This window comes from Kitasatospora sp. NPDC059577 (assembly GCF_042735475.1).
Classification (GTDB): domain Bacteria; phylum Actinomycetota; class Actinomycetes; order Streptomycetales; family Streptomycetaceae; genus Kitasatospora.
Map to the genome: position 1 here is coordinate 317,936 of NZ_JBHWBZ010000001.1, position 22,101 is coordinate 340,036.

A 22,101-nucleotide genomic window follows, 5' to 3' on the forward strand; every position below is an offset into this window, starting at 1 on the left:
GGGGTCTCATGGGTGGGCTTGGGGGGGGGTGGTTGCTGGGTCTGGTGTGGGGGGGGGGGGGGGGGGGGGGGGGGGGCGGTGTTGGGGGGGGGGGGGGGGGGGGGGGGGGGGGGGCCCCCCCCCCCCCCCCCCGGACCTGCTACGCCGAGGCGCCCGTACCGGTGCCACGGCCACGGCGGCCGAGCACGGCGCCCACCGCCGCGCCGACGACGCCGACCACGATGCCCGCGATGCCGAGCGCCCGGGCGGTGGAGTCGCTGCCGTCCGCCTTCGCGGTGCTCGTGGTGCTCGTGGTGTTCGCGGTGTCCTTGGTGCCCGCCGGAGCCGGGGCACCGGCATCGGAGCTGCCCGCGGGCGCGGTCAGCTTGAGCACCGGCGCCGGGTTCTTCGGTTCGGGCTGACCGGCCTGCGGCTCCTCGATCCAGCGCGCCACCGTGCCGTCGCCGTAGGTCTGCAGGGCCTTGAACACGACCTTGTCCGTGCCGTCGGGCAGCGCGCCGAGGTCGACGGTGAAGTCCTGGAAGTGGCCGGGGGTGATCTGGCCGCCGGTCCACACGACCTGCGAGACGGCGTCGGTGATGTCGCCGTCGTCGGTGTGGATCGGGGTGGCCAACTTCGTGGTCTGGATCGCGTCGGTCCAGCCCGGCAGCGGCGCGACCTTGACGGACGGGATCGGGTGGTCGGTCGGGAAGTCGATCTCGACCTTCACCGTGCTGTTCTTGTCGTCCTCGTTCGGCACGCGGAACGCGAAGGTCTGGTCGGTCGCGTCCTTCGGCACACTGGACGGCTGCACGATGACGTGCGCGGACGCCGGCGCGGCCGCGCCGAGTACGACCGCGGCGCCCAGGGCGCAGGCGGCGGCGAGACGCTTCTTCGGGGACAGGCTCATGACTGTGGGTTTTCTCCGGTTCCGGGGTGCGCGCACGCCGTGCACACGGGCGGCGGGGCACGCGGGCGGACCCGGCGCCGCTGCCCGTGGAGGCGGAACACGCGGAGGCGATCAGGACGGCGGACGGCCGCGACCGGGCGGCGTTCCCGCACCGGTCAGACGGCCGGCACCGACGGCGGACCGCGCCTGATCACCACGTGCCGCAGCGGCGTCCACCGCGGCAGCCACCACCGGCCGTCGGCGGGCACGAAACGCGTCGCGGCGGCCCGCGATCCGCCGCCCGCCCCTGCGCGCAGCACCGCGAACAGGGCCAGCGCCCCGCGCAGCGACGCCGAACGGGCGTGGACCGTCGCCGAGACGGTCCGGGCGGTCAGCCGGACCAGCCGCCAGACGGCCACCTCGCCCCGCCACAGCCACCACCCCGCGGCGACGGTCGCCGCCAGGTGCGCCAGGAGCATCGCGGGACTCAGCCCGAGGATCGCGGAGTGGCTCCAGAAGGAGACGTGCGCGGCAGCGACGACGGCGTGCGGAGCGGTGCCGCCTCCCGCCGCGACGTGCGCGGCCGGCAGACCGGGCCGCCCACCGGCCGCCACCAGCGCCCTGGGCGTGCCCGCCATGCCCGCCATGCCCTTCGGCATGCCCGCCATGTTCGGCATGCCGTGCATCCCCGCCATCGACGAGACCGGCGACGGGCCGACCGGCCCGGCAGCCGTCGGCGTCCGCCGCCCGCACCGCGCGGCGTGGAAGAGCAGGTGCAGACCGCCCTGGCCCGCGACCAGCCCGCCGACGATCGCCCGCAGCGAGCGCTCCCGCCGCGCCGCGAACACGGCCACGGCACCGACGAGCGCCCAACCGAGCAGCAAGGCCCCCGCCGGCACCGCACCACCCGACGCGACCCCGTGCCCGGCGGCGGCCAGCACGACGCAGACCGTCGCGAAGGGCAGGGCCCGCACGACGCGAAGGTCGAGCGCGGCGGCCCGCACGGGCACGGGCGCGGACGTGGTGTCGGTTCTCGGGGCAGACATGGCCGGGACATCATGACACCGGTCCGTTCCCGCCGTGACGCGTTCCCCCGTGATTCCCGGCCGACCCACCGCTTCCGGCCACCGCCGCGGCGAGGTCATCCGTTCAGTTCGCACCGATGGGCCCGCGAGGCGGTGCAGCCGTCCTGGTTCACGGCTTCGTGCGGACGACGATGACGTGGATGCCGGGTCCCGGGGTTTCGGTGTTCCCCGCGGTGTCGGTGGCGGTGGAGGTCGCGCGGTAGATGCCGAGGCCGGAGGGCGGCCGCACTCGCCAGGTGCAGTCGTGGTGCGCGGTGTCGGTGCAGGTGAGGTCCGCCCGCTGGACCAGTGTCGGTCCGGGGACCTGCGAGGTGAAGGTGAGGTCGACGTGGTCGACGCCCGAGCCGGTGTCGGTGGCGGTGCCGGTGATGTACTGGTCGTCGTGGGGTCCGCCGGCGGGGACGGCGACGAAGATCGCCTCGGGCGCGGTGGTGAACGTGGAGACGGGTGGGGTCCGGTCGAGTCTGACGGTGAGGGTCTTGTCCGTCTCGGCGTTACCGGCGTGGTCGGTGGCGTGGAAGGTGACGACGGTTTCGCCTTCCTGGTCGATCTTCAGGTTGACGGTGTCGCCGGGGACGGTGGTGAGTGGCGTCGCCTGGGCGCCCGTCGTGCTGTAGGTGATGCCCGCCACTGCGCTGAGGTCGTCGGTGGCGGTGAGGGTGACGGTGCCGTCCGCGTTGATCCAGCCGGCCGGGTTGGGGTTCGGGCTGATGGTGGCCGTGGTGACCGGTGGTGTCCGGTCGATGCGGACCGGAAGGGTCTTGGTGTCCTCGATGTTCTGCGCCCGGTCGATGGAGCGGTACGACAGGACGTGGCTGCCCGGGGTGTTGAGGAGGATCGGGCCCGCATAACCCGTCCAGCCGTTCCCGTCGATGTCGTACTCGGTCCTGGCCGTGCCGCTGATGTCGTCGGTCGCGCCGAGGGTGACGGTGACGTCGGTGTTGTTCCACCCGGCGTCGTTCGGGGGCGGATCGGCGGTGGCGGTGGTGACCGGGGCAGTGGTGTCCGGCGGTTGCATCAGCCGGGCCACGTTGTCGTCGAATTCGCGGACCGCCTCCGGCTCCGGGAGCGGCGGCATGCCGGGATGGCCGATCGCTCCGCCGGTCAGCTTCAGATGCGCCCAGTCGTCGTATCCGGCGAGCGAGGTCATCGCGCCGTCGCCGTCGACGTCGGCGGGGACGGGCACCTGGTCGACGTTGCCGTCGCAGTTCCAGTCGACCCAGTTGAGGCTGGTCGAGGTGGTGACGTACTTCTTGACCGCTGCGCAGTAACGACGGATGCCGTAGGGCACGGTTCCGGTGGGAGGAACGGTGTTCTCGTCCAGCCGGTTCTCGTCGAGGCCGGTCGCCACCCGCGAGTAGTCGATGTACGTGGTGGGCCCGCTCGTCATCCCCGACCCGTACGAGTAGTTCATCACGCTGAAGTACTGCGGTTTGAAGTTGACGGCGTCCCCTCCGCCGTGATCCAGGCTCAGATTGTGGCCGAGTTCGTGCATGAGGATGCCGGCTTGATCGTCCTCGGTGCCGACGTGGTGCGGCTGGTTGCCGAGTGCGAGGACGAAATCGCTGGCGCCGCGGGGAGCGTAACCGTTCCAACTGCTGCCGGGGGCGAGCAGGTGAGCGGAGAGCGCGTAGTGGAACACCGGCGAACGGCCGGCACTGACGAAGCCACCGGGGGCCGTCTTGATCTTGTAGAAGTCGTCCCACACGTAGTTGCACGCGTCATTGTCCGGGTCCGGGTTGCTCGGATTCGGGCAATCGCCTTTGAACGTGCCGAGGTTGTCGACCTCGGCGACCTGCCGTGCCCGGCTCAGGGCTCCCCAGGTCCGGCCGGTGGAGAAGTCGAGGATGCTGTCCGGGCCGGCGTCGACGTGCAGGTTGATGCCCGGTCCGGGGGCTCCTCGACGCTGGTAGGGCGCGTTGGCGAAGGCGTCGACCACCCTCTTGATCGCCTGGGCGGACAGCTGGTGGCTGTGGACGTTGCCGGGAGTGTCGTCCGCCATCCAGTCGAGGTGGACGAAGATGTCGGGCCGGTTCACGTCGGCGCCCATGCCTGGCAGGTCGATGTGCTTCATCGGGCTGCCGTCCCCCGGATCGATGTCGACGCCGTGGAGCTTCCAGTCGTCGGGGATGCCGTCGCACATCCGTGAGTTGCAGTCGAAGGCGTAGTTGACGGTGGTGTGGTCGCCGTCCCCGCCGTCGCGGGAGAGCGCGTAGCCGTTCGGGACCGTCTCGTCGTAGCTCTGCCCGCCGACGGCTGCGTTGTCCCAGTGCAGGCGCAGGTTGGGGCCCTTGTCGTTGTCGATCCGGTAGAAGGCCGAGCCCTCGGTGCCCGTTCCGGCCCCGCAGGACACCGACTTCCAGAGCGCCACCTTGCCCGGCTCGATCCGGGCCGGTGGCTCGGTCTCCCAGCACCCGTGCTGGAGGTAGTGGTCGGTCAGGATCAGCGGGAGGTCGCTGTTGTTGGTCAGGACCACCGAGGTGCTGCGGAAGTCCGCCGCGACAAGGGCGGAGGCCGGCGCCGGGTGGAAGCCCATGCCCGTTCCTGTCAGTACCAGGCCGAGGACGGCCAGGGTTCGGCCTGCTCGCGCTCGCCAGGAGCGTGGGCGCCTGCCGCGATCGAACCTCATGAGTCTCATGTCTCCGTGTTTCTGTCGCCGTGTCCGCTCCGCCCCACGCGCTCACCTTCCGGCGGACACCGGCCCCGGGCACCCGGACGGGGACCGAACGGGGGCGGAAGACAAGCCTTCGGTCCGGATCGGTTCACGCGGTCGGGCGATCGGGGAGCCACTGCCGTCGGCGTTTCGAGACGGTTCGGTCCGGCCGGGTGACGGCGGAGGTGGCGTCTCCCGCGCGGCTGGGCGCGGGCGGCCGGGCGGCCGGGCGGCCGGGCGGCCGGGCAGGTGGGCGGGCGCGGCGCGCGGCCGGGGCTCTGGACTTACTAGGACGTCCAACTATATGGTCGAGGGCAGGTCCGCGGTGTCAGGGAAGCCGGTGTGAGTCCGGCACGGTCCCGCCACTGTGACCGGGGAGTTCGTCCTCGCAGGTAGACGGCCACTGGCAGCCAGCCGGGAAGGCCCGGGGGCGGGCGTGGATCCGGGAGTCAGGATACCGGCCGCGGGTGGTTCGTGTTTTCCACGAGGATGGAGACGACACGCATGACTCGGGCTGCTGATCCGTACGGGTGCCGACGAGGCTCCCGTGCCGCTGCCGTGCTGCCGACCGTCAGGGCGCCCCGCTTCTGACGGTCCGTCAACTGCCGTACACCGTGCCGGCGCACAACCGTGCGCGCGGTCGCCGGTGTCGGCGGTGCCCCCTCCATTCCTCCTCTCCCCACCCATGTCGAGAGAAGGAACCGATGGTCCGTGAACTGACGCACTTCGTCGCCGGCAAGCGCACACCCGGCTCGTCCGGGCGGTACGGCGACGTGTACGACCCCAACACCGGCCGGGTGCAGGCCCGGGTGCCGTTGGCCGACCGCGCCGAGGTCGAGGCGGTGATCGCCGACGCCGCGCAGGCCCAGCCCGCGTGGGCGGCCTGGAACCCGCAGCGGCGGGCGCGGGTGCTGCTGCGCTTCCTGCAGCTCGTCGAGCGGGAGAAGGAGGAGCTGGCCCGGCTGCTCTCCGCCGAGCACGGCAAGACGGTGGCCGACGCCCACGGTGACCTCCAACGCGGTCTGGAGGTGGTGGAGTTCGCCGCCGGGATCCCGCACCTGCTGAAGGGCGAGTTCAGCGACAACGCCGGCACCGGCATCGACGTGTACTCGATGCGCCAGCCGCTCGGCGTGGTCGCCGGCATCACGCCGTTCAACTTCCCGGCGATGATCCCGCTGTGGAAGGCGGCGCCCGCGCTGGCCTGCGGCAACGCCTTCGTCCTCAAGCCCTCCGAGCGGGACCCGTCGGTGCCGCTGCGCCTCGCCGAACTGTTCCTGGAGGCCGGGCTGCCGCCGGGCGTGCTCAACGTGGTCAACGGTGGCAAGGAAGCCGTGGACACCCTGCTGGAGGATCCACGGGTGCAGGCCGTCGGCTTCGTCGGTTCCACGCCGATCGCCCAGTACGTGTACGCGACGGCCGCCGCGCACGGCAAACGGGCGCAGTGCTTCGGCGGCGCCAAGAACCACATGATCGTGATGCCGGACGCCGACCTCGACCAGGCCGCCGACGCGCTGGTCGGCGCCGGGTACGGCTCGGCCGGGGAGCGCTGCATGGCGATCTCGGTGGCCGTCCCGGTGGGGGAGGAGACCGCGGACGCCCTGGTGGCGAAGCTGGTCGAGCGGATCACCGCGCTCAGGGTCGGCCGCTCGGACGACCCGGCGGCGGACTTCGGCCCGCTGGTCGGCGCCGACGCGCTCGACCGGGTCCGCGGCTACCTGGACCTCGGGGTCGAGGAGGGCGCCGAACTCGTCGTGGACGGACGGGACTTCCGCCTGGAGAGCCACGAGGACGGCTACTTCCTCGGTGCCTCGCTGTTCGACCGGGTGACGCCGGACATGCGGATCTACCGGGAGGAGATCTTCGGCCCGGTGCTGACCGTGGTGCGTGCCGCGGACTACGAGGAGGCGCTGCGGCTGCCCAGCGAGCACGAGTTCGGCAACGGCGTGGCCATCTACACCCGGGACGGCGACACCGCCCGGGACTTCGCCCGCCGGGTGAACACCGGCATGGTCGGGGTCAACGTGCCGATCCCGGTGCCGATCGCCTACCACACCTTCGGCGGCTGGAAGCGCTCCGGCTTCGGCGACCTCAACCAGCACGGCCCGGACGCGATCCGCTTCTACACCCGCACCCGCACCGTCACCTCGCGCTGGCCCTCCGGGGTCAAGGAGGGCGCGAGCTTCACGATGCCGACGATGGGATGAGCGCGATGCACGACCTCACCGAGGACCAGCGCGCCGTCGCCGAGACCACCCGGGCCTTCGCCCGGGAGCACCTGGCGCCGAACGCGGTCGAGTGGGACCAGGCCAAGCACTTCCCGCTGGACGTGCTGCGCAAGGCCGCCGACCTGGGCCTGGCCGGCGTGTACGTCCGGGAGGAGTCCGGCGGCTCCGGACTCACCCGCGCCGACGGCGTGCTCGTGTTCGAGGCGCTGGCGACCGGCTGCCCGTCGATCGCCGCCTACCTGTCCATCCACAACATGGTCGCCTGGATGGTCGACCGCTACGGCGACGACGTCCAGCGCGGCCGGTGGCTGACGGGTCTCTGCTCGATGGGGACCCCCGCCAGCTACTGCCTGACCGAACCCGGTGCCGGCTCCGACGCGGCCGCGATCACCACCCGGGCCGTGCGCGACGGCGACCACTGGGTGCTGGACGGCGTCAAGCAGTTCATCTCCGGGGCCGGGGCCGCCGAGGTCTACCTGGTGATGGCCCGTACCGGAGGGCCGGGGCCCGGCGGGGTGTCCGCGTTCGTCGTCGAACGGGACGACCCCGGGGTCTCCTTCGGGCCGAACGAGCGGAAGATGGGCTGGAACGCCCAGCCGACCCGCCAGGTGCTGCTGGACGGGGTCCGGCTGCCCGCCGACCGCCTGCTCGGCGGCGAGGGCGAGGGCTTCCGGATCGCCATGACCGGGCTCAACGGCGGCCGCCTCGGCATCGCCGCCTGCTCCCTCGGCGGCGCGCAGGACGCGCTGCAGCGGGCCACCGGCTACCTCGCGGACCGCGAGGCGTTCGGCACCCGGCTGCTGCACGCCCAGGCCCTGCAGTTCCGACTCGCCGACATGGCAACGGAGTTGGAGGCCGCCCGGGCACTGCTGTGGCGGGCCGCCGGCGCGCTGGACCGGGGCGACCCCCGGGCGCCGCAGCTGTGCGCGATGGCCAAGCGCTACGCCACCGACACCGGCTTCGAGGTGGCCAACCAGGCCCTCCAGCTGCACGGCGGTTACGGCTACCTGGCCGACTACGGCATCGAGAAGATCGTCCGCGACCTGCGGGTGCACCAGATCCTGGAAGGGACCAACGAGATCATGCGCGTCATCGTCGCCCGCGGCCTGACCGGAGCCGCGTGATGGCCGGCACCGACCTCGACGAGGTCATCCTCCAGCGCGAGGGCCGGGCCGGACTGATCGTCCTCAACCGGCCGGCTGCCCTGAACGCCCTCACCCACGGCATGGTGCGGACGATCTCCGACGCCCTGGACACCTGGGAGGACGACGACCGGGTCGACACCGTCGTCGTCACCGGCGCCGGCGACCGGGCCTTCTGCGCGGGCGGCGACATCGTCGCCATCCACCGCGCCGCCACCGGCGGCGACCCGGGCGCCGTCGAGGAGTTCTGGCGCGACGAGTACCGCCTCAACGCCCGGATCGCCCGCTACCCCAAGCCCTACGTCGCGCTCATGAGCGGCATCGTGATGGGCGGCGGCGTCGGCGTCTCCGCCCACGGGAACGTCCGGATCGTCACCGAGAGCACGCGCGTCGCCATGCCCGAGGCCGGCATCGGCTTCGTCCCGGACGTGGGCGGCACCTACCTGCTCGCCCTCGCACCGGGCGAGCTGGGCACCCACCTCGCCCTCACCGCGGGCTCCGTGGGCGCCGGCGACGCGCTGCTGTGCGGCCTCGCCGACCACTTCCTGCCCGCCGAGCGGCTGCCCGCCCTGCTGGACGACCTCGCCGAACTGCCCGTCCACGACGCCCTCGAACGGCACGTCGAGCCCGCGCCGACCGGTTCGCTGGCCGACCAACGCGGGTGGATCGACGCCTGCTACGCGGCCGGTACGGTCGAGGAGATCCTGGACCGGCTGCGCGCCAGCGGCGAACCCGAGGCGAAGAAGGCCGTCGACCGGATCACCGCCAACTCCCCGACCGCGGTGAAGGCGACGCTGACGGCGCTGCGCCGGGCCCGCGCCCTCGGCCCGCTGGAGGCCGTCCTGGACCAGGAGTACCGCACCTCCTGCGCGGCGCTCTCCACAGCGGACCTCGCCGAGGGGATCCGGGCCCAGGTGATCGACAAGGACCGTTCGCCACAGTGGAGCCCGGCCACCCTGGGCGCCGTCGAACCCGCCGCCGTGGCCCGCTACTTCGCGCCGCGCGGCGCGGGGGAGCTCGGCCTCGCCACCACCACACCCCTGGAGCGCTGGTGACCGCCACCCGGAGCATCGGATTCATCGGACTGGGCACCATGGGCGGCCCGATGGCCGCCAACCTGGTCAGGGCCGGGCACCGGGTGACCGGTTACGACCTCGCGGCCCCGGCCCGGGAGCAAGCCGCAGCGCAGGGAGTGATGATCGCGGTCTCCGCCGCCGAAGCGGTCGGCGATGCCGACGTGGTGCTCACCATGCTGCCGACCGGACGCCATGTCCTCGACTCCTACGGTGAGTTGACCGAGGCGGCATCCGGTGCGCTGTTCATCGACTGCTCCACCATCGCGGTCGGGGACGCCCGGGTGGCCGCCGACCTCGCCCGGGTCGCCGGGCACCGGGCCGTCGATGCCCCGGTCTCCGGCGGTGTGGCGGGGGCCGAAGCGGCAAGCCTGACCTTCATGGTCGGTGCCGATGACACCGACTTCGCCGAGGCCGAACCGGTGCTCGCGGCCATGGGCCGCCGGGTGGTCCACTGCGGAGCGTCCGGAGCCGGGCAGGCCGCCAAGATCTGCAACAACATGATCCTCGGCGTCTCCATGATCGCGGTCAGCGAGGCCTTCGTCCTGGGGGAGAGCCTCGGTCTCAGCCACCAGGTGCTCTACGACGTGGCCTCCACCGCTTCCGGCCAGTGCTGGGCATTGACCGGCAACTGCCCGGTGCCCGGCCCGGTCCCGACCAGCCCGGCCAACCGCGACTACGCGGCCGGGTTCGCCGCCGCGCTGATGGCCAAGGACCTCGGGCTCGCCGCCGACGCGGCCGCCGCCTCCGCCGTTCCGGCGGAGCTGGGCCGACGGGCATCCGAGTTGTTCGCCGCCTTCGCCCAGGACGGGGCCGGCGGTCTGGACTTCTCGGCCATCATCACCACCCTCAGGAAGGACACCGCATGACGTACGAGACGATCCTGGTCGAACGCCGGGGCCGGGTCGGGCTGATCACGCTCGACCGCCCGAAGGCACTGAACGCGCTCAACACCCTCCTGATGAACGAAGTCGTCTCCGCGGCAACGGAGTTCGACCGGGACCCGGACATCGGCTGCCTGGTGGTCACCGGTTCGGAGAAGGCCTTCGCGGCCGGCGCCGACATCAAGGAGATGCAGTCCCTCGGCTTCGTCGACGCCTACCTCGGCGACTGGTTCGCCGCCTGGGACCGCTTCGCCGCCCTGCGCAAGCCCGTCGTCGCCGCCGTCGCCGGCTATGCACTGGGTGGCGGCTGCGAGCTGGCGATGATGTGCGACGTCCTGCTGGCGGCGGACACCGCGAAGTTCGGGCAGCCGGAGATCAAGCTCGGCGTCATCCCCGGCATCGGCGGCTCGCAGCGCCTCACCCGGGCGGTCGGCAAGGCGAAGGCGATGGAGCTGTGCCTGACCGGCCGGATGATGGGCGCCGAGGAGGCCGAGCGGGCCGGCCTGGTCTCCCGCATCGTCCCCGCCGACCGGCTGCTCGCCGAGGCCCTGGCCACCGCCGAGACCGTCGCCGCGATGTCCACCCCCGCGGCGATCATGCTCAAGGAGAGCGTCAACCGCTCGTACGAGACCACCCTCGCCGAGGGCGTCCGCTTCGAACGGCGGCTGTTCCACGCGGCCTTCGCGACCGCGGACCAGAAGGAGGGCATGGCGGCCTTCGCCGAGAAGCGGCCGCCGTCCTTCACCCACCGCTGACGGACGACGGGTCGCGGGGCGAGGAGCTGACGGACGACGAACGACGCGGACCTGCGGCGGGGCCGCGGCAGTGAGCTGCCGCGGCCCCACCGTCCCGACGGTCAGGACACGTTGAGGGCGGTGTCGTCGATGACGAAGCTCGTCTGGAGGGAGCTGTCCTCGGTGCCGGTGAACTTCACGGTGACGTTCTGCCCGGCGTAGGCGGACAGGTCGAAGGTGCGCAGCTGGTAGCCGGCGGCGGCGTCCACGTTGGAGTAGGTCTTCAGCGTGGTGCCGTTCACCGAGACGGTCAGTTTGTCGTACGCGGTGCTGCCCGACTCGGCGGTGTCGATGTGCAGGTAGAAGCTGAGGGCGGCCTTGCAGCCGGCCGGCACCGCCACGGTCTGGGCGAGCGTGTCGGTGTGGGTACTGCCGTAGCCGTCGAGCCAGGCCTTCCAGCTGCCGCCGTGGGCGGCCTGGCCGGAGCTGTTGTCGACGACGCCGGAGCTGGCCGTCCACGGGGCGGCGCTGCCGGTCTCGAAACCGGGGTTGCCGAGCACCTGGGCGGGGGTGCAGGTGCCGCCGCCGCTGCCGGTGACGGTCCAGCCGAAGGTGGTGGAGCCGCTGGCGCCGGTGCCGTCGGTGGCGGTGACGGTCACGGTGGAGGTGCCGGCGGTGGTCGCGGTGCCGGTGATCAGGCCGGTGGCCGTGTCGACGGTCAGTCCGGCGGGCAGGCCGGTGGCGCCGTAGGTGAGGGTCTGGCCGGAGGCCGAGTCGGTGGCGCGGACCTGCAGGCTGACCGCGGAGCCCTGGGCGGTGCTCTGGCTGCCCGGGTTGGTCACGGTGACGGTGTTGCCGCCGCCGGTGCCGCCGTTGGTGAAGGCGGCGGTGCCGTTGGGGGTGCCGAGGCCGGTCGGGCCGTCGTAGCCGGCGGCCGCGGTGCACAGGTAGGACGGGGAGCAGCTGCCGTTGGCGCCACTGGTCACGTCGTAGAGCGAGCCGGTGTGGGCGTACGGGTAGGACGACGGGGTGGTGCCGGCGGCCGGGGCGCCGGCCAGGGCGTAGACGGAGGCGATGATCGGGGAGGAGGCGCTGGTGCCGCCGTAGACGTTCCAGCCCGAGCCGCCGTAGGTCTGGTAGACCGCGACGCCGGTGGCCGGGTCGGCGACGGCGGAGACGTCGGCGACGGTGCGCTTGGCGCAGCCGGTGTCCTTCTGCCAGCTCGGCTTGGGGTCGTAGGCGGAGCAGCCGGAGCCGGCGCCGTTGCCGCCCGCGGTGCTGCCCCACACCTTCTCGCTCCAGCCGCGGGCGGTGGAGGCGCGGCTGAGGCTGGTGCCGCCGACCGCGGTGACGTACTGGGAGGCGGCCGGGTACTCCACGCCGTAGCCGGAGTCACCGGAGGAGACGGTGATGGCGACGCCGGGGTGGTTGAAGTAGCTGGCGTCGGAGCTCGTGTCGGTGGAGTCCTCGCCGCCGCCGTAGCTGTTGGACACGTACTTGGCGCCCATCGAGACGGCGGTGTTGACCGCGGCGCCCAGGTTGTCCATCGAGGCGTCGTCGGACTCGACCAGCAGGATGTGGCAGTTGGGGCAGACGGCGCTGACCATGTCGACGTCGAGCGAGATCTCCCCGGCCCAGCCGCTGTCGGCGGTCGGGTAGGTGGTGCCGCCGCGCTGGTCGACCTTCTTGAAGCAGCCGTTGGCGGTGGTGCACGCGGGCAGGCCGTACTGCGAGCGGTAGGTCGCGAGGTCGGACTCCGCGTTCGGGTCGTCCTGGGCGTCGACGATGGCGACGGTGGCACCGGCGCCGGCCGAGGCCGGGAGGTTGTAGGCGGAGGCGAGGTCGCTGGGCCCCAGGCCGGAGGGGTTGATGTCGGGGGACAGGGCGAGGTGCTGGGCGACGTCGGTGCGGGCGAGCGCGAGGCAGGCCATCTCGCCGGGGTGGGTCGGGGCGGCGCAGACGCGCTTGGTGGCGACACCGGTGGTGCTGCCGGTGCCGGCGGTCCCGCCGGGGACGGCGGAGGCACCGGGGGCGGTGACCGCGAGCAGACCGGTGGCGGCCAGCGCGAAGGCGGGCAGGGCGGCGAGGAGTCTGCGCGCCCGGGCAGGGCGCGCACCGCTGGGGGAGTGGAAGCGCAAGAGTCGACCCTCCGTGGGGGTGAGGGCGCGGCCGGTGCCGGCGGTAGGGGTGCTCGCCGGGACGGGCTCGGGCCCGTGCTGACGGATCACGTGCAGGTGCTCGCGGGCCCGCGGCGGTTGGCCGCGGACCGGCGTGGAACTCGCGCTGTACGGGAGGTGGGGGCACGCGTCCCGGGGTGAGCGGGGTGGCGTGGGCATGACATGCGTGGGCATGTCGGAGTTCCGTACCGTTCGCGGTCGAGTGCGGCCGCTTCGGCACCGCCATGAGGTTACTGACGGGTCGTCGGCGGGCTCAAGGCGCCGCTCGCAGCCTTTACCGGGCTTTGCCCATCAATTGTCCAGCGGAAGAGGCGGGTTGATCCTCCCGGCCCGAAGGCGGCCCCACGCGCCCCTCCGGGCCCGGCGGACGGCTCCACGCGCACCCGCCCCGCCCGCCGGTGACCGGTGGACCCCACGGGCAGCACCGTGATGTGACGCACGAACCCTTGACCGGATCTTTTCCGTCTCGCCATGATGGGCCGTCATGTAGTGACTCCGCCGCTGGGGGAAGTCCGGTCCGAATCCGGCGCTGACCCGCAACGGTAGGCCTCCGGCTCCACGTCGGCGGCGAGCCCGAGTACCCGTCGGCGGAGGTGTGTCGTCCCCTCCTCCCGTCGTGGTCTGCGGGCCGGAGCTCCGAGGGCTGCCCCGGCGCGTTCGCCGACGTCCTCCGGGCCCCTGCGTCCAGGCCCGGAAAGGCACCCATGCCCGCGCTCCGCCGCACCCTCGGTCTGCTCGCGATACCCGCCCTGGCCCTCGCCACCGTGCTCCCGGCCGCCGCCGCGCACGCCGCGCCGACCCCCGCGACGTCGGCCCCCGCAGCGTCGGCCTCCGTCACGGTCCGTCCGGACGCCGCCGCGGCCGGCTGGCTGGCCCGCCAACTCGTCGACGGCGACCACTTCGAGTCCGTCTTCAACGGCACCGCCTACCCCGACCAGGGCCTGACCGTCGACGCCGTACTCGCCTTCGCCGCCTCCCACGGCTCCGACCTGGCCGCCGCCAAGGCCACCGCCTGGCTCGCCAAGCCCGAGATCATCAGCGGCTACCTCGGCGACGGCACCACCGAGGCCTACGCCGGCGCCACCGCCAAACTGCTGCTCGCCGCCGAGGTCCGCGGCGAGAACCCGGCGAGCTTCGGCGGCGTCGACCTGCCCGCCCGGCTGCGCTCCCTCCGGACCGCCGAGGGCCGCTTCTCCGACCGCTCCCAGTGGGGCGACTACAGCAACGCCTTCGGCCAGTCGCTGGCCCTGATCGCCCTGCACCGCACGCCCGGTGACGCCCCGGCGGCGGCCGTCGACTACCTCGCGAACAGCCAGTGCGCCGACGGCGGCTTCCCCGTCGCCTTCGGCCAGACCACCTGCGCGAGCGACGCGGACGCCACCGCGCTCGCCGTCCAGGCCCTCGCCGCCACCGGCCGCACCGCCAAGGCCAACGCCGGCCTCACCTGGCTCACCACCCACCAGAACGCCGACGGCGGCTTCGCGGCGGCCGGGGCAACCGCCTCCAACGCCAACACCACCGGCCTGGCCACCCAGGCGCTGCTGGCCGGTGGGCACTTCGGCGCCGGCCTCAAGGGCTGGAGCCGACTGGTCAAGCTCCAGCAGGGCTGCGCCGCCGACCCGGCGGTGCGCGGCGCCGTCGCCTACGACGCCACCGGCTTCACCGCGGGCACCGGCGCCCGGGCCACCGCGCAGGCCGTCCTCGGTCTCGCGGGCACCCCGCTCGCCACCCTCTCCGCCGCCGGGGCCCGCCCCGACGCCCCCACGCTGCTCTGCCCGGCACCGGCCGTCCGCTGAACTGGCCCGACACTGCGAGGAGTTCACCGATGAACGACACCCTCACCCCTGCCCGACCTGCCCGCCGCACGCTCGGCTCGATCGCCGCAGCCGCCGCCCTCACCGCCGGCCTGCTCGGCGTCTCCGCCGCGCAGGCCCCGCAGGCGCAGGCCGCCGCCTGCGACGGGACCACCGGCGTCACCGTCGTGGTCGACTTCACGGCCGTCGGCGGCGGCATCGAAACCGGCTGCGCCCCCGGCGACCCGGCCAGCGGACTCGCCGCGCTCACCGGCGCCGGGTTCTCCTACGCCTTCCACCCGAGGTTCCCCGGCTTCGTCTGCAAGATCAACGCGCTGCCGGCCACCTGCACCAACCCGACCGGCAGCGCCTACTGGTCGTACTGGCACGCCCAGCACGGCGGCCCCTGGTCGTACAGCAATCTCGGCGCGGGCAGCTACAACCCGGCGCCCGGAGACGTCGAGGGCTGGTCCTTCGGCGCGGGCGCCCAGCCGGGCATCACCGCCCCCTGACGCCCGTCGGCGCGGCCGGCCAACGGCGGCGCCACCGGAGCCCCGGCCCCCTGTCCGGACAGGGGGCCGGGTGCACCGGCGTGCCCGGATTCGGTGGTGGGGGCGCCGGCGTCGACGGGTGCGCGTCCGGAGGCAGGCGCCAAGGGACGCCAGTGACCTGACGACCCGTTGACTCCCCGTCGGACGCCGTGGTCTGATGAACCGGTTTTTCACCCTCGGCATTCAGGGGAAGCCGGTCCGATTCCGGCGCTGACCCGCAACCGTAGACCCACCGCCCGGTGGGTGAGCCGGAATGCCTGGACCGGGGGTCTGTTCACACAGCACTTGCGTCGTCGCGGACTACGACGCAGCTCTTGACGCCCCCGCGTTCCCGGCGGGCGGCCGTCGGCTGCGCCGTGTCTCCCGTGTCGACCGACCAGGGAGTCGTCGTGAGGGTCAGCAGCAGTCGCACACGTCACAGGAACCGGGACCTCGCGTCGCTGGTGGTCGCCGGCACCGTCGCGGTCGCCGCGTGCAGCACCGTCCTGCTCGGCCACCCCGGTACCGCCGCAGCCGACCCGATCGGGCAGTGCACGGCGACGGCGGGCACGTTCGACGTCGATCACCGGGGCCGCAGCGCCACCCGGGGCTGTGACGCCCGCCCCACGACGGGCGCGAACCCGCCGCACGACGCCGGCAACCCCGGCACCACCACGCCGCCCGAGGGCCGGACCCCGGACGCCGCCAAGGGTGGCGCCTACCTCACCGACCCGGCCCGGCTCATCGACGGCCACTACTACGAGGGCTTCCCGGCCTTCGCCGACTTCGGCCTCACCATCGACGGCGCCTACGCCCTCGCCGCCACCGGCACCGACGACGCCGCGCTGCGCAGGATCGTCGACTTCCTCGACCAGCAGGGCAAGGACGCGAGCGAGCGCACCGTCAACGACTGGACGGCCATCGGCACCGAGTACGCCGGCGGCGGCTCGATCGGCAAGGAGGCGCTGCTCGCCGAGGCCGTCGGCCGCGACCCGCGGAACTTCGGCGGCCACGACCTGATCGCCGCCCTCGCCGCGCTGGTGTGCACCAAGGCCGACGCGAACAGCGGCTGTGACGCCCCCGGCAACTACGCCTACGCCACCTCGGTCTTCTCCCAGGCACTCGCCGTCATGGCCCAGCTCCGGGCCGGGGACGCCGCCAACGCAGCCCCTGCGATCGCCTACCTGAAGGGCCTCCAGCACGCGGACGGCTCCTGGCCGAGCCTGATCCCCGCCACCGGCGACTCCGACGCGGACAGCACGGCGATGGCCGTCATGGCCCTGGCCCTCGTGCCCGGGGACGAGGCGGCGCAGGCGGTCGACAGGGGGCTCGGCTGGCTCGCCGCGCGGCAGCTGCCCGACGGCGGCTTCCCCGGTGCGGCCGGCGACTCCACCAACTCGGCCGCGCTGGCCGTCCAGGGCATGACGCTGCGCAAGGCCGACTACGGCGGTCGGATCGCCAAGGCGCTCGACTTCCTCGCCGGGCAGCAGAACGGCGACGGCGGGTTCAACGTCGCCTCCGCCGGCCAGCGGGGTTCGGACGTCCGCGCCTCCACCCAGGTGCTCGGTGGTGCCACCGGGATCTCCTTCGGCACGCTGACCCGCAACCTCGGCGGTACTCCGACGCCGACTCCCTCGGGGACGCCGACCGGTACGCCGACAGGAACGCCCACCGGTACGCCCACCGGTACGCCCACCGGTACGCCGACGGGGACGCCGACGGGCACTCCCACCGACACACCGACCGGTACTCCGACAGGAACGTCCTCCGGTACCCCGACGGGCTCGCCCACCACGACTGCGTCGGCCCCGGTCACCGACGTGCCCTCGACCGGCGGTGGCCCGACCACCCGGGGGGCCGGCGGCGTCGACGCCCCGGCGGGCGGCGCCGACGCCCGGGCCGGGAGCGTGTCGGGGCAGACCGGTTCCGGCAACCTCGCGAGCACCGGAACCCAGGCGCTGACCCTGACCGCGGCTGCCGGTGCGCTGACCGCGCTCGGCGCCGCGGCCGTCCTGGTCGCCCGTCGCCGCCGCACCGCGGCCCCGGGGCGGCACCGGTGAGCCGGGGACGCGCCACGCGCCTCGGGCGGTTGTCCGGGGCGGCGGCGCTGACCTTCGCGCTCGCCTGCGGTGGCGTCGCCGTGGGCGCCGCCCCCGCGGTGGCGGCGCCGTTGCCGATGGACCAGTGCACCACCACCTCGGGCGTCGTCCTCGCGGTGGACTTCGGGAGGTGGGGCGGCCCGCTGCTGCGCTCCTGCGGCACCACCCCGACCACCGGGTACGCCCTGCTCAACCAGGGCGGCTGGAAGACCACCGGCACCGGTCACGACGGCCCGGCGTTCATCTGCCGGATCGGCTACGGCGGCTTCCAGGGCGGCAAGCAGTTCCCGACCCCGGATCAGGAGAAGTGCGTCCTGACGCCCCCGGCCACGGCCTACTGGTCGTACTGGCACGCCGATCCTGGGCAGAACACCTGGTCGTACAGTCAGCTCGGTGCGATGCTCTACCAGCCGAAGCCCGGCAGCGTCGACCTGTGGATCTTCGGCGGGACCGACATCGAGGGCACCGAGGGGCGTCCGGCCTTCTCGCCGGACAGCGTCCGGGCGCTCAACGCCGGCCCCGGTGGGCAGCCCGCCGACCCGGGTCAGGGCACTGCGGGCGGCTCCGGCGGTGGCTCGGGCGGCGGCTCCGGCGGTGGCTCGGGCGGTTCCGGCAGCGGGTCGACGAGTGGTGGTGCCGGGACGACCGGCGGCAGCGGCTCCGGCGGATCCACCGGCACGACCGGTGGATCCGGGACCGGCCGTGCCCCGGCCCCCGCCAGGCCTCCGGCGGGCGGAGCCCGTCCGCCGGCGCCGGTGACGCCCCCGGGGAACGGCACCGCCGGCACCCCCGAGGACGGCATCACCCCGCCGGGCGCCCCCGAGCCGACGCCGGTACCCGCCACACCGGTGCTGGTCGACCCGCCCACGGCGGCGCCGACGGACACCCCGAGCGACCGGCCGACGGAGCAGGCCGCGGCGGCCGCGCCGACGGCCACCCCCGCCGTGCCCGGCGGCGTGGTGAACGCCGACCCGGTGGCCGACACCCCGCACGACTCCGGCTCGATGGTCCCCGCCGTGGTGGGCTCCGTCCTCGTCGTGGTCCTGGGCGTGGCGACCGTGGTCACCGCGCGCCGCCGCCGACGACAGGCCGAGTGATCCGGTGACCATGCCCGACAAGCACGCCGCCGGCTCCCCGGCCACCGCCCCCGCGCGGGGCGGGGGCAGTCGGCGCAGCCCGCGGAACCTGCACCCGCTGGCCTGGTGGACGTGGGCGCTCGCCCTCGCCACGGCGGCCAGCCGCACCACCAACCCGCTGCTGCTCCTGCTCGTCCTCGCCGTGCTCGGCTACGTGGTCACCGCCCGCCGCAGCGAGGCCCCGTGGGCGCGCGGGTTCACCTACTACCTGTGGGTGGCCCTGAGTGTGGTGGCGATCCGGGTGGTCTTCCGCTGCGTCTTCGCGACCGGCATCACCCCGCACGACCACCTGCTGTTCTCGCTGCCGCACATCCCGACCCCCGCCTGGTACGCGGGCATCCGGATCGGCGGCCCGGTCTCGCTGGAGGCGACGCTCTCCGCGGCGTTCGACGGGCTGCGCCTGGCCTGCCTGATCTGCTGCATCGGCGCCGCCAACACCCTGGCCAACCCCAAGCGGGCGCTGCGCGTGCTGCCCGGGGCGCTCTACGAGCTGGGTGTCGCCGTCACGGTGTCGCTGAGCGTCGCGCCCCAGCTGGTGCAGAGCGTCCAACGCGTCGCCAGAGCGCGGCGGTTGCGCGCCGGGCGGCGCACGGGCGTGCGCGCGTTGCGCGGCATCGTCGTCCCGGTCCTGGAGGACGCGCTGGAACGCTCGCTCGCTCTGGCCGCCGCGATGGACTCGCGCGGCTACGGACGCTCCGGCACCGCCTCGCGCCGCTCCCGCCGGCTCACCGGAGCGCTGATGCTGCTCGGCATGTGCGGCCTGTGCGCCGGGGTGTACGGGCTGCTGGACGGTACGGCCCCCGCCGCGCTGGGCCTGCCGGCCTTCGTGGTGGGCGCCGTGCTCTGCGTGGCGGGTCTGCTGCTCGGCGGGCGGCGGGTGCGGCGCACCACGTACCGGCCGGACCGCTGGCGGGCCGCCGAATGGGCGGTGGCCGGCTGCGGGGTGACCGCCGCGGTCCTGCTGTTCGCCACCGTCGGCTACGACGCCACCGACCTCAACCCGTCCCTGTACCCGCTGACCTGGCCGGCGCTGCCGCTCGTCCCGGTGCTCGCCCTGCTGCTGGCGGGCGCCGCCGGGATCGTCTCGCCGCCGCCCGGCCGCACGCCCGAGCCCGCCGGCGTGCCCGGGCCGCGTCCGGCCACCCGCACCGACCGCACCACCCGCACCGACCGCACGACCCGCCCCGACCGCACGACCTCCGAGGTGAGCACGTGATCCGATTCGACCGGGTCGGCGTGGTGTACGACGGCGAGACCACGCCCGTCCTGCACGACGTCGACCTGTACGTCCCGGAGGGTGAGCTCTGCCTGGTGGTCGGCCGAACCGGCGCCGGCAAGTCCACCCTGCTCGGCGCCGTCAACGGCCTGGTGCCGCACTTCACCGGCGGCACCCTGCGCGGCCGGGTCACCGTGGACGGCCGCGACACCGCCGACCACCCGCCGCGCGAACTCGCCGACGTGGTCGGCGTGGTGGGACAGGATCCGCTGGCCGGCTTCACCACCGACACGGTGGAGGAGGAACTGGCCTACGTCATGGAGCAGTTGGCGATCCCGCCGGAGGTCATGCGCAAGCGCGTCGAGGAGACCCTCGACCTGCTCGGCCTGGCCGACCTGCGCCACCGCGCCCTGTACGAGCTCTCCGGCGGCCAGCAACAGCGCGTCGCCATCGGCTCGGTGCTCACCGCGCACCCACGTGTGCTGGTCCTGGACGAGCCGACCTCCGCGCTCGACCCGACCGCCGCCGAGGAGGTGCTGGCCGCGATCACCCGGCTGGTCCACGACCTCGGCGTGACCGTCCTGCTCGCCGAACACCGCCTGGAACGCGTCGTCCAGTACGCCGACCGGGTCGCCTACCTGCCCGGCGACGGGACGGTCGTGCACGGGCCGCCCGCGGAGGTCTTCCGGAGCACCGCGATCGCGCCGCCCGTCGTCGGCCTCGGCCGGCTGGCGGGCTGGCAGCCGCTGCCGCTGTCCGTCCGGGACGCCCGCCGCGCCGCGGCCCCGCTGCGGCAGCGGCTCACCGACGTGCCCGTTCCCCCGCCGCGCCGGGCAGCCGCGGCGGGGGAACGGGTGCTGGACGCCCGGGGGGTGGTCGTCCGGTACGGTCCGGTCGCCGCCGTCCGGGACGTCGACCTGGCGTTGCGCGCGGGCGAGGTCACGGCGCTGATGGGCCGCAACGGCTCCGGGAAGTCCTCGCTCCTGTGGGCCCTGCAGGGCTCCGGCCCCCGCCAGGGCGGCAGCGTCAAGGCCACCGGCACCGGGGGCGGTCCGGCCGCGGACCCCAAGCGCCTGCCCGCCGCCCGGGCCCGGCAGCTGGTCGGGCTCGTCCCGCAGACCCCCACCGACCTGCTGTACCTGGAGACGGTGGCGCAGGAACTCGCCCAGGGCGACCTGGAATCCGAGCGCGCGGGCGGGCCGACCGCGCGGCAGCTCCTCGACCGCCTGGCCCCCGGGATCCCGGACGACACCCACCCCCGGGACCTCTCCGAGGGGCAGCAGCTGGCGCTCGTCCTGGCGATCCAACTGGCCGCCGCACCACGGGTCGTCCTGCTGGACGAGCCGACCCGGGGGCTCGACTACCGGGCGAAGGCGGCGCTCACCGGCATCGTGGACGCCCTCGCCGCCGAGGGCCGGACCGTCGTGGTCTCCACCCACGACGTCGAATTCGTCGCCTCCGCCGCCGACCGCGTGGTCGTGATGGCCGAGGGGGAGGTTGTCGCCGACGGCCCCACCGCCGAGGTGATCGTCGCCTCGCCCACCTTCGCCCCCCAGACCGCCAAGATCCTCGCCCCGCTCGGCTACCTGACGGTCGATCAGGTCGCCGGGGTGCTGGAAGCCGTGGAGACGGCCCGGTGACCGCCGTCCGGATCCCCGGCCGGGCCCGGATCGTTGTCGCCCTGGCCGCCTTCATCGGCCTGGTCGCCTTCACCTGGCCGTTCGTCGTCGCCCCCGGGACGTTCGGCTCCAACTACGCCCCGCCGCTGATCTTCGGCGCACTCCTCGTCCTGGTCCTCGCCGTCGTCATCGCCGAGATCTCGGCCGGGGGCATCGACGCCAAGGCCCTCGCCATGCTCGGCGTCCTGTCCGCCGTCAACGCCGGGCTGCGCCCGCTCGGCGCCGGCACGGCCGGGGTGGAGACGGTCTTCTTCGTCCTCGTCCTGGCCGGCCGGGTCTTCGGCCCCGGCTTCGGCTTCACCCTCGGCTGCACCTCACTGTTCGCCTCCGCCCTGCTCACCGGCGGCGTCGGCCCCTGGATGCCCTACCAGATGTTCGGCTGCGCCTTCGTCGGCATGCTCGCCGGGCTGCTCCCGCCGGCCCGGCGGCGCTGGGAGGTGCCGATGCTGGCCGGGTACGGGGCGTTCTCCGGGTACCTCTTCGGCTTCCTGCTGAACCTGTCCTTCTGGCCGTTCTCCACCGACCCGAACAGCTCGATCGCCTACCTCCCGGGCCTGCCCTTCACCGAGCAGTGGCACCGCTACCTGCTGTTCGACCTCGCCACCTCGCTCGGCTGGGACACCGGCCGCGCCGTCACCACCTTCACCGCCGTGCTCGTCGTCGGGCCGGCCGTGCTGACCGTCTTCCGCCGCGCGGCCCGCCGCGCCAACTTCGAGCCCACGGTGCGTTTCGAGGCCCCGGACGGCACCGGAGCCGCGGCGGGCCCGGTCGCCGGTCCGCTGCCCGCCGGGCCGGTGCGCTCCTGAA

The 22,101-nt window shown here is 74.0% G+C and carries 15 protein-coding genes, 1 pseudogene and 3 riboswitches; of the genes and pseudogenes, 12 read left to right on the top strand and 4 right to left on the bottom strand.

What is annotated here, in order from left to right:
- Positions 1-139: 139 nt before the first annotated feature.
- The 3 genes from ACFV0O_RS01530 to ACFV0O_RS01540 form a co-directional block, all read right to left on the bottom strand.
- Entirely contained in the window at positions 140-889 is a 750-nt protein-coding gene (locus ACFV0O_RS01530; protein ID WP_380334756.1) for a YcnI family protein, read from the bottom strand.
- A 155-nt stretch (positions 890-1,044) separates the two neighbouring features.
- Positions 1,045-1,914, bottom strand: a complete 870-nt coding sequence (locus tag ACFV0O_RS01535; protein WP_380334759.1) for a hypothetical protein — start codon at positions 1,912-1,914, stop codon at positions 1,045-1,047.
- 148 nt (positions 1,915-2,062) lie between these two features.
- The gene (locus ACFV0O_RS01540; RefSeq protein WP_380334762.1) at positions 2,063-4,489 is read right to left on the bottom strand and encodes an OmpL47-type beta-barrel domain-containing protein; all 2,427 of its coding nucleotides are present in this window, start codon (positions 4,487-4,489) and stop codon (positions 2,063-2,065) included.
- A 405-nt stretch (positions 4,490-4,894) separates the two neighbouring features.
- Positions 4,895-5,087: riboswitch (cobalamin riboswitch) on the top strand.
- 223 nt (positions 5,088-5,310) lie between these two features.
- Here ACFV0O_RS01540 and ACFV0O_RS01545 point away from each other — a divergent pair.
- From ACFV0O_RS01545 to ACFV0O_RS01565, 5 genes are read left to right on the top strand one after another with little or no spacing between them, the layout of a single operon-like run.
- The gene (locus ACFV0O_RS01545) at positions 5,311-6,810 is read left to right on the top strand and encodes a CoA-acylating methylmalonate-semialdehyde dehydrogenase (protein ID WP_380334765.1); all 1,500 of its coding nucleotides are present in this window, start codon (positions 5,311-5,313) and stop codon (positions 6,808-6,810) included.
- Positions 6,807-7,955, top strand: a complete 1,149-nt coding sequence (locus ACFV0O_RS01550; protein WP_380334768.1) for an acyl-CoA dehydrogenase family protein — start codon at positions 6,807-6,809, stop codon at positions 7,953-7,955. Before ACFV0O_RS01545 ends, ACFV0O_RS01550 begins: the two co-directional genes overlap by 4 nt.
- Positions 7,955-9,028 (top strand): enoyl-CoA hydratase/isomerase family protein, encoded by a 1,074-nt coding sequence (locus ACFV0O_RS01555; RefSeq protein WP_380334770.1) that lies wholly within the window; start codon positions 7,955-7,957, stop codon positions 9,026-9,028. Before ACFV0O_RS01550 ends, ACFV0O_RS01555 begins: the two co-directional genes overlap by 1 nt.
- Positions 9,025-9,915 carry a 3-hydroxyisobutyrate dehydrogenase gene (gene mmsB / locus ACFV0O_RS01560; RefSeq protein WP_380334773.1) on the top strand — a complete coding sequence of 297 codons (891 nt, stop codon included), beginning with the start codon at positions 9,025-9,027 and terminating at the stop codon, positions 9,913-9,915. The genes ACFV0O_RS01555 and mmsB overlap by 4 nt, the downstream gene beginning before the upstream one ends.
- Positions 9,912-10,685, top strand: a complete 774-nt coding sequence (locus ACFV0O_RS01565) for an enoyl-CoA hydratase (RefSeq protein ID WP_380334776.1) — start codon at positions 9,912-9,914, stop codon at positions 10,683-10,685. Before mmsB ends, ACFV0O_RS01565 begins: the two co-directional genes overlap by 4 nt.
- 101 nt (positions 10,686-10,786) lie before the next feature.
- Here ACFV0O_RS01565 and ACFV0O_RS01570 read toward each other — a convergent pair whose 3' ends face one another.
- Positions 10,787-12,802 carry a putative Ig domain-containing protein gene (locus ACFV0O_RS01570; protein WP_380334779.1) on the bottom strand — a complete coding sequence of 672 codons (2,016 nt, stop codon included), beginning with the start codon at positions 12,800-12,802 and terminating at the stop codon, positions 10,787-10,789.
- 502 nt (positions 12,803-13,304) lie between these two features.
- A riboswitch (cobalamin riboswitch) is annotated at positions 13,305-13,445 on the top strand.
- Positions 13,446-13,545: 100 nt separating this feature from the next.
- Between ACFV0O_RS01570 and ACFV0O_RS01575 the strand changes: the two genes are divergently transcribed.
- The 7 genes and pseudogenes from ACFV0O_RS01575 to ACFV0O_RS01605 all read left to right on the top strand — a co-directional run bounded on the left by ACFV0O_RS01575 (position 13,546) and on the right by ACFV0O_RS01605 (position 22,100).
- Positions 13,546-14,637, top strand: a complete 1,092-nt coding sequence (locus ACFV0O_RS01575) for a prenyltransferase/squalene oxidase repeat-containing protein (RefSeq protein WP_380334782.1) — start codon at positions 13,546-13,548, stop codon at positions 14,635-14,637.
- Between the two features lie 29 nt (positions 14,638-14,666).
- Positions 14,667-15,146, top strand: coding sequence for a flagellar hook-length control protein FliK (locus tag ACFV0O_RS01580; RefSeq protein WP_380334785.1), 480 nt, complete (start codon positions 14,667-14,669; stop codon positions 15,144-15,146).
- Positions 15,147-15,333: 187 nt separating this feature from the next.
- Positions 15,334-15,465, top strand: a riboswitch (cobalamin riboswitch).
- A 322-nt stretch (positions 15,466-15,787) separates the two neighbouring features.
- Positions 15,788-16,804: pseudogene (locus ACFV0O_RS01585) on the top strand (prenyltransferase/squalene oxidase repeat-containing protein); the annotation flags it as partial.
- 416 nt (positions 16,805-17,220) lie between these two features.
- Positions 17,221-18,360: a hypothetical protein gene (locus ACFV0O_RS01590; protein ID WP_380334788.1), complete on the top strand. Its 1,140-nt coding sequence runs from the start codon at positions 17,221-17,223 to the stop codon at positions 18,358-18,360.
- 10 nt (positions 18,361-18,370) lie between these two features.
- Positions 18,371-19,615: a CbiQ family ECF transporter T component gene (locus tag ACFV0O_RS01595; protein WP_380334791.1), complete on the top strand. Its 1,245-nt coding sequence runs from the start codon at positions 18,371-18,373 to the stop codon at positions 19,613-19,615.
- Positions 19,612-21,255, top strand: coding sequence for an ABC transporter ATP-binding protein (locus tag ACFV0O_RS01600; protein WP_380334793.1), 1,644 nt, complete (start codon positions 19,612-19,614; stop codon positions 21,253-21,255). Before ACFV0O_RS01595 ends, ACFV0O_RS01600 begins: the two co-directional genes overlap by 4 nt.
- The gene (locus ACFV0O_RS01605; protein ID WP_380334796.1) at positions 21,252-22,100 is read left to right on the top strand and encodes an ECF transporter S component; all 849 of its coding nucleotides are present in this window, start codon (positions 21,252-21,254) and stop codon (positions 22,098-22,100) included. Before ACFV0O_RS01600 ends, ACFV0O_RS01605 begins: the two co-directional genes overlap by 4 nt.
- Position 22,101: the final 1 nt, after the last annotated feature.

Excerpts from the sequence above, each read along its gene's own strand:
- ACFV0O_RS01530 (WP_380334756.1), bottom strand. The coding sequence starts at position 889 with ATGAGCCTGTCCCCGAAGAAGCGTCTCGCCGCCGCCTGCGCCCTGGGC.
- ACFV0O_RS01535 (WP_380334759.1), bottom strand. The coding sequence starts at position 1,914 with ATGTCTGCCCCGAGAACCGACACCACGTCCGCGCCCGTGCCCGTGCGG.
- ACFV0O_RS01540 (WP_380334762.1), bottom strand. The coding sequence starts at position 4,489 with ATGGGCTTCCACCCGGCGCCGGCCTCCGCCCTTGTCGCGGCGGACTTC.
- ACFV0O_RS01545 (WP_380334765.1), top strand. The coding sequence starts at position 5,311 with ATGGTCCGTGAACTGACGCACTTCGTCGCCGGCAAGCGCACACCCGGC.
- ACFV0O_RS01550 (WP_380334768.1), top strand. The coding sequence starts at position 6,807 with ATGAGCGCGATGCACGACCTCACCGAGGACCAGCGCGCCGTCGCCGAG.
- ACFV0O_RS01555 (WP_380334770.1), top strand. The coding sequence starts at position 7,955 with ATGGCCGGCACCGACCTCGACGAGGTCATCCTCCAGCGCGAGGGCCGG.
- ACFV0O_RS01565 (WP_380334776.1), top strand. The coding sequence starts at position 9,912 with ATGACGTACGAGACGATCCTGGTCGAACGCCGGGGCCGGGTCGGGCTG.
- ACFV0O_RS01575 (WP_380334782.1), top strand. The coding sequence starts at position 13,546 with ATGCCCGCGCTCCGCCGCACCCTCGGTCTGCTCGCGATACCCGCCCTG.
- ACFV0O_RS01580 (WP_380334785.1), top strand. The coding sequence starts at position 14,667 with ATGAACGACACCCTCACCCCTGCCCGACCTGCCCGCCGCACGCTCGGC.
- ACFV0O_RS01595 (WP_380334791.1), top strand. The coding sequence starts at position 18,371 with ATGCCCGACAAGCACGCCGCCGGCTCCCCGGCCACCGCCCCCGCGCGG.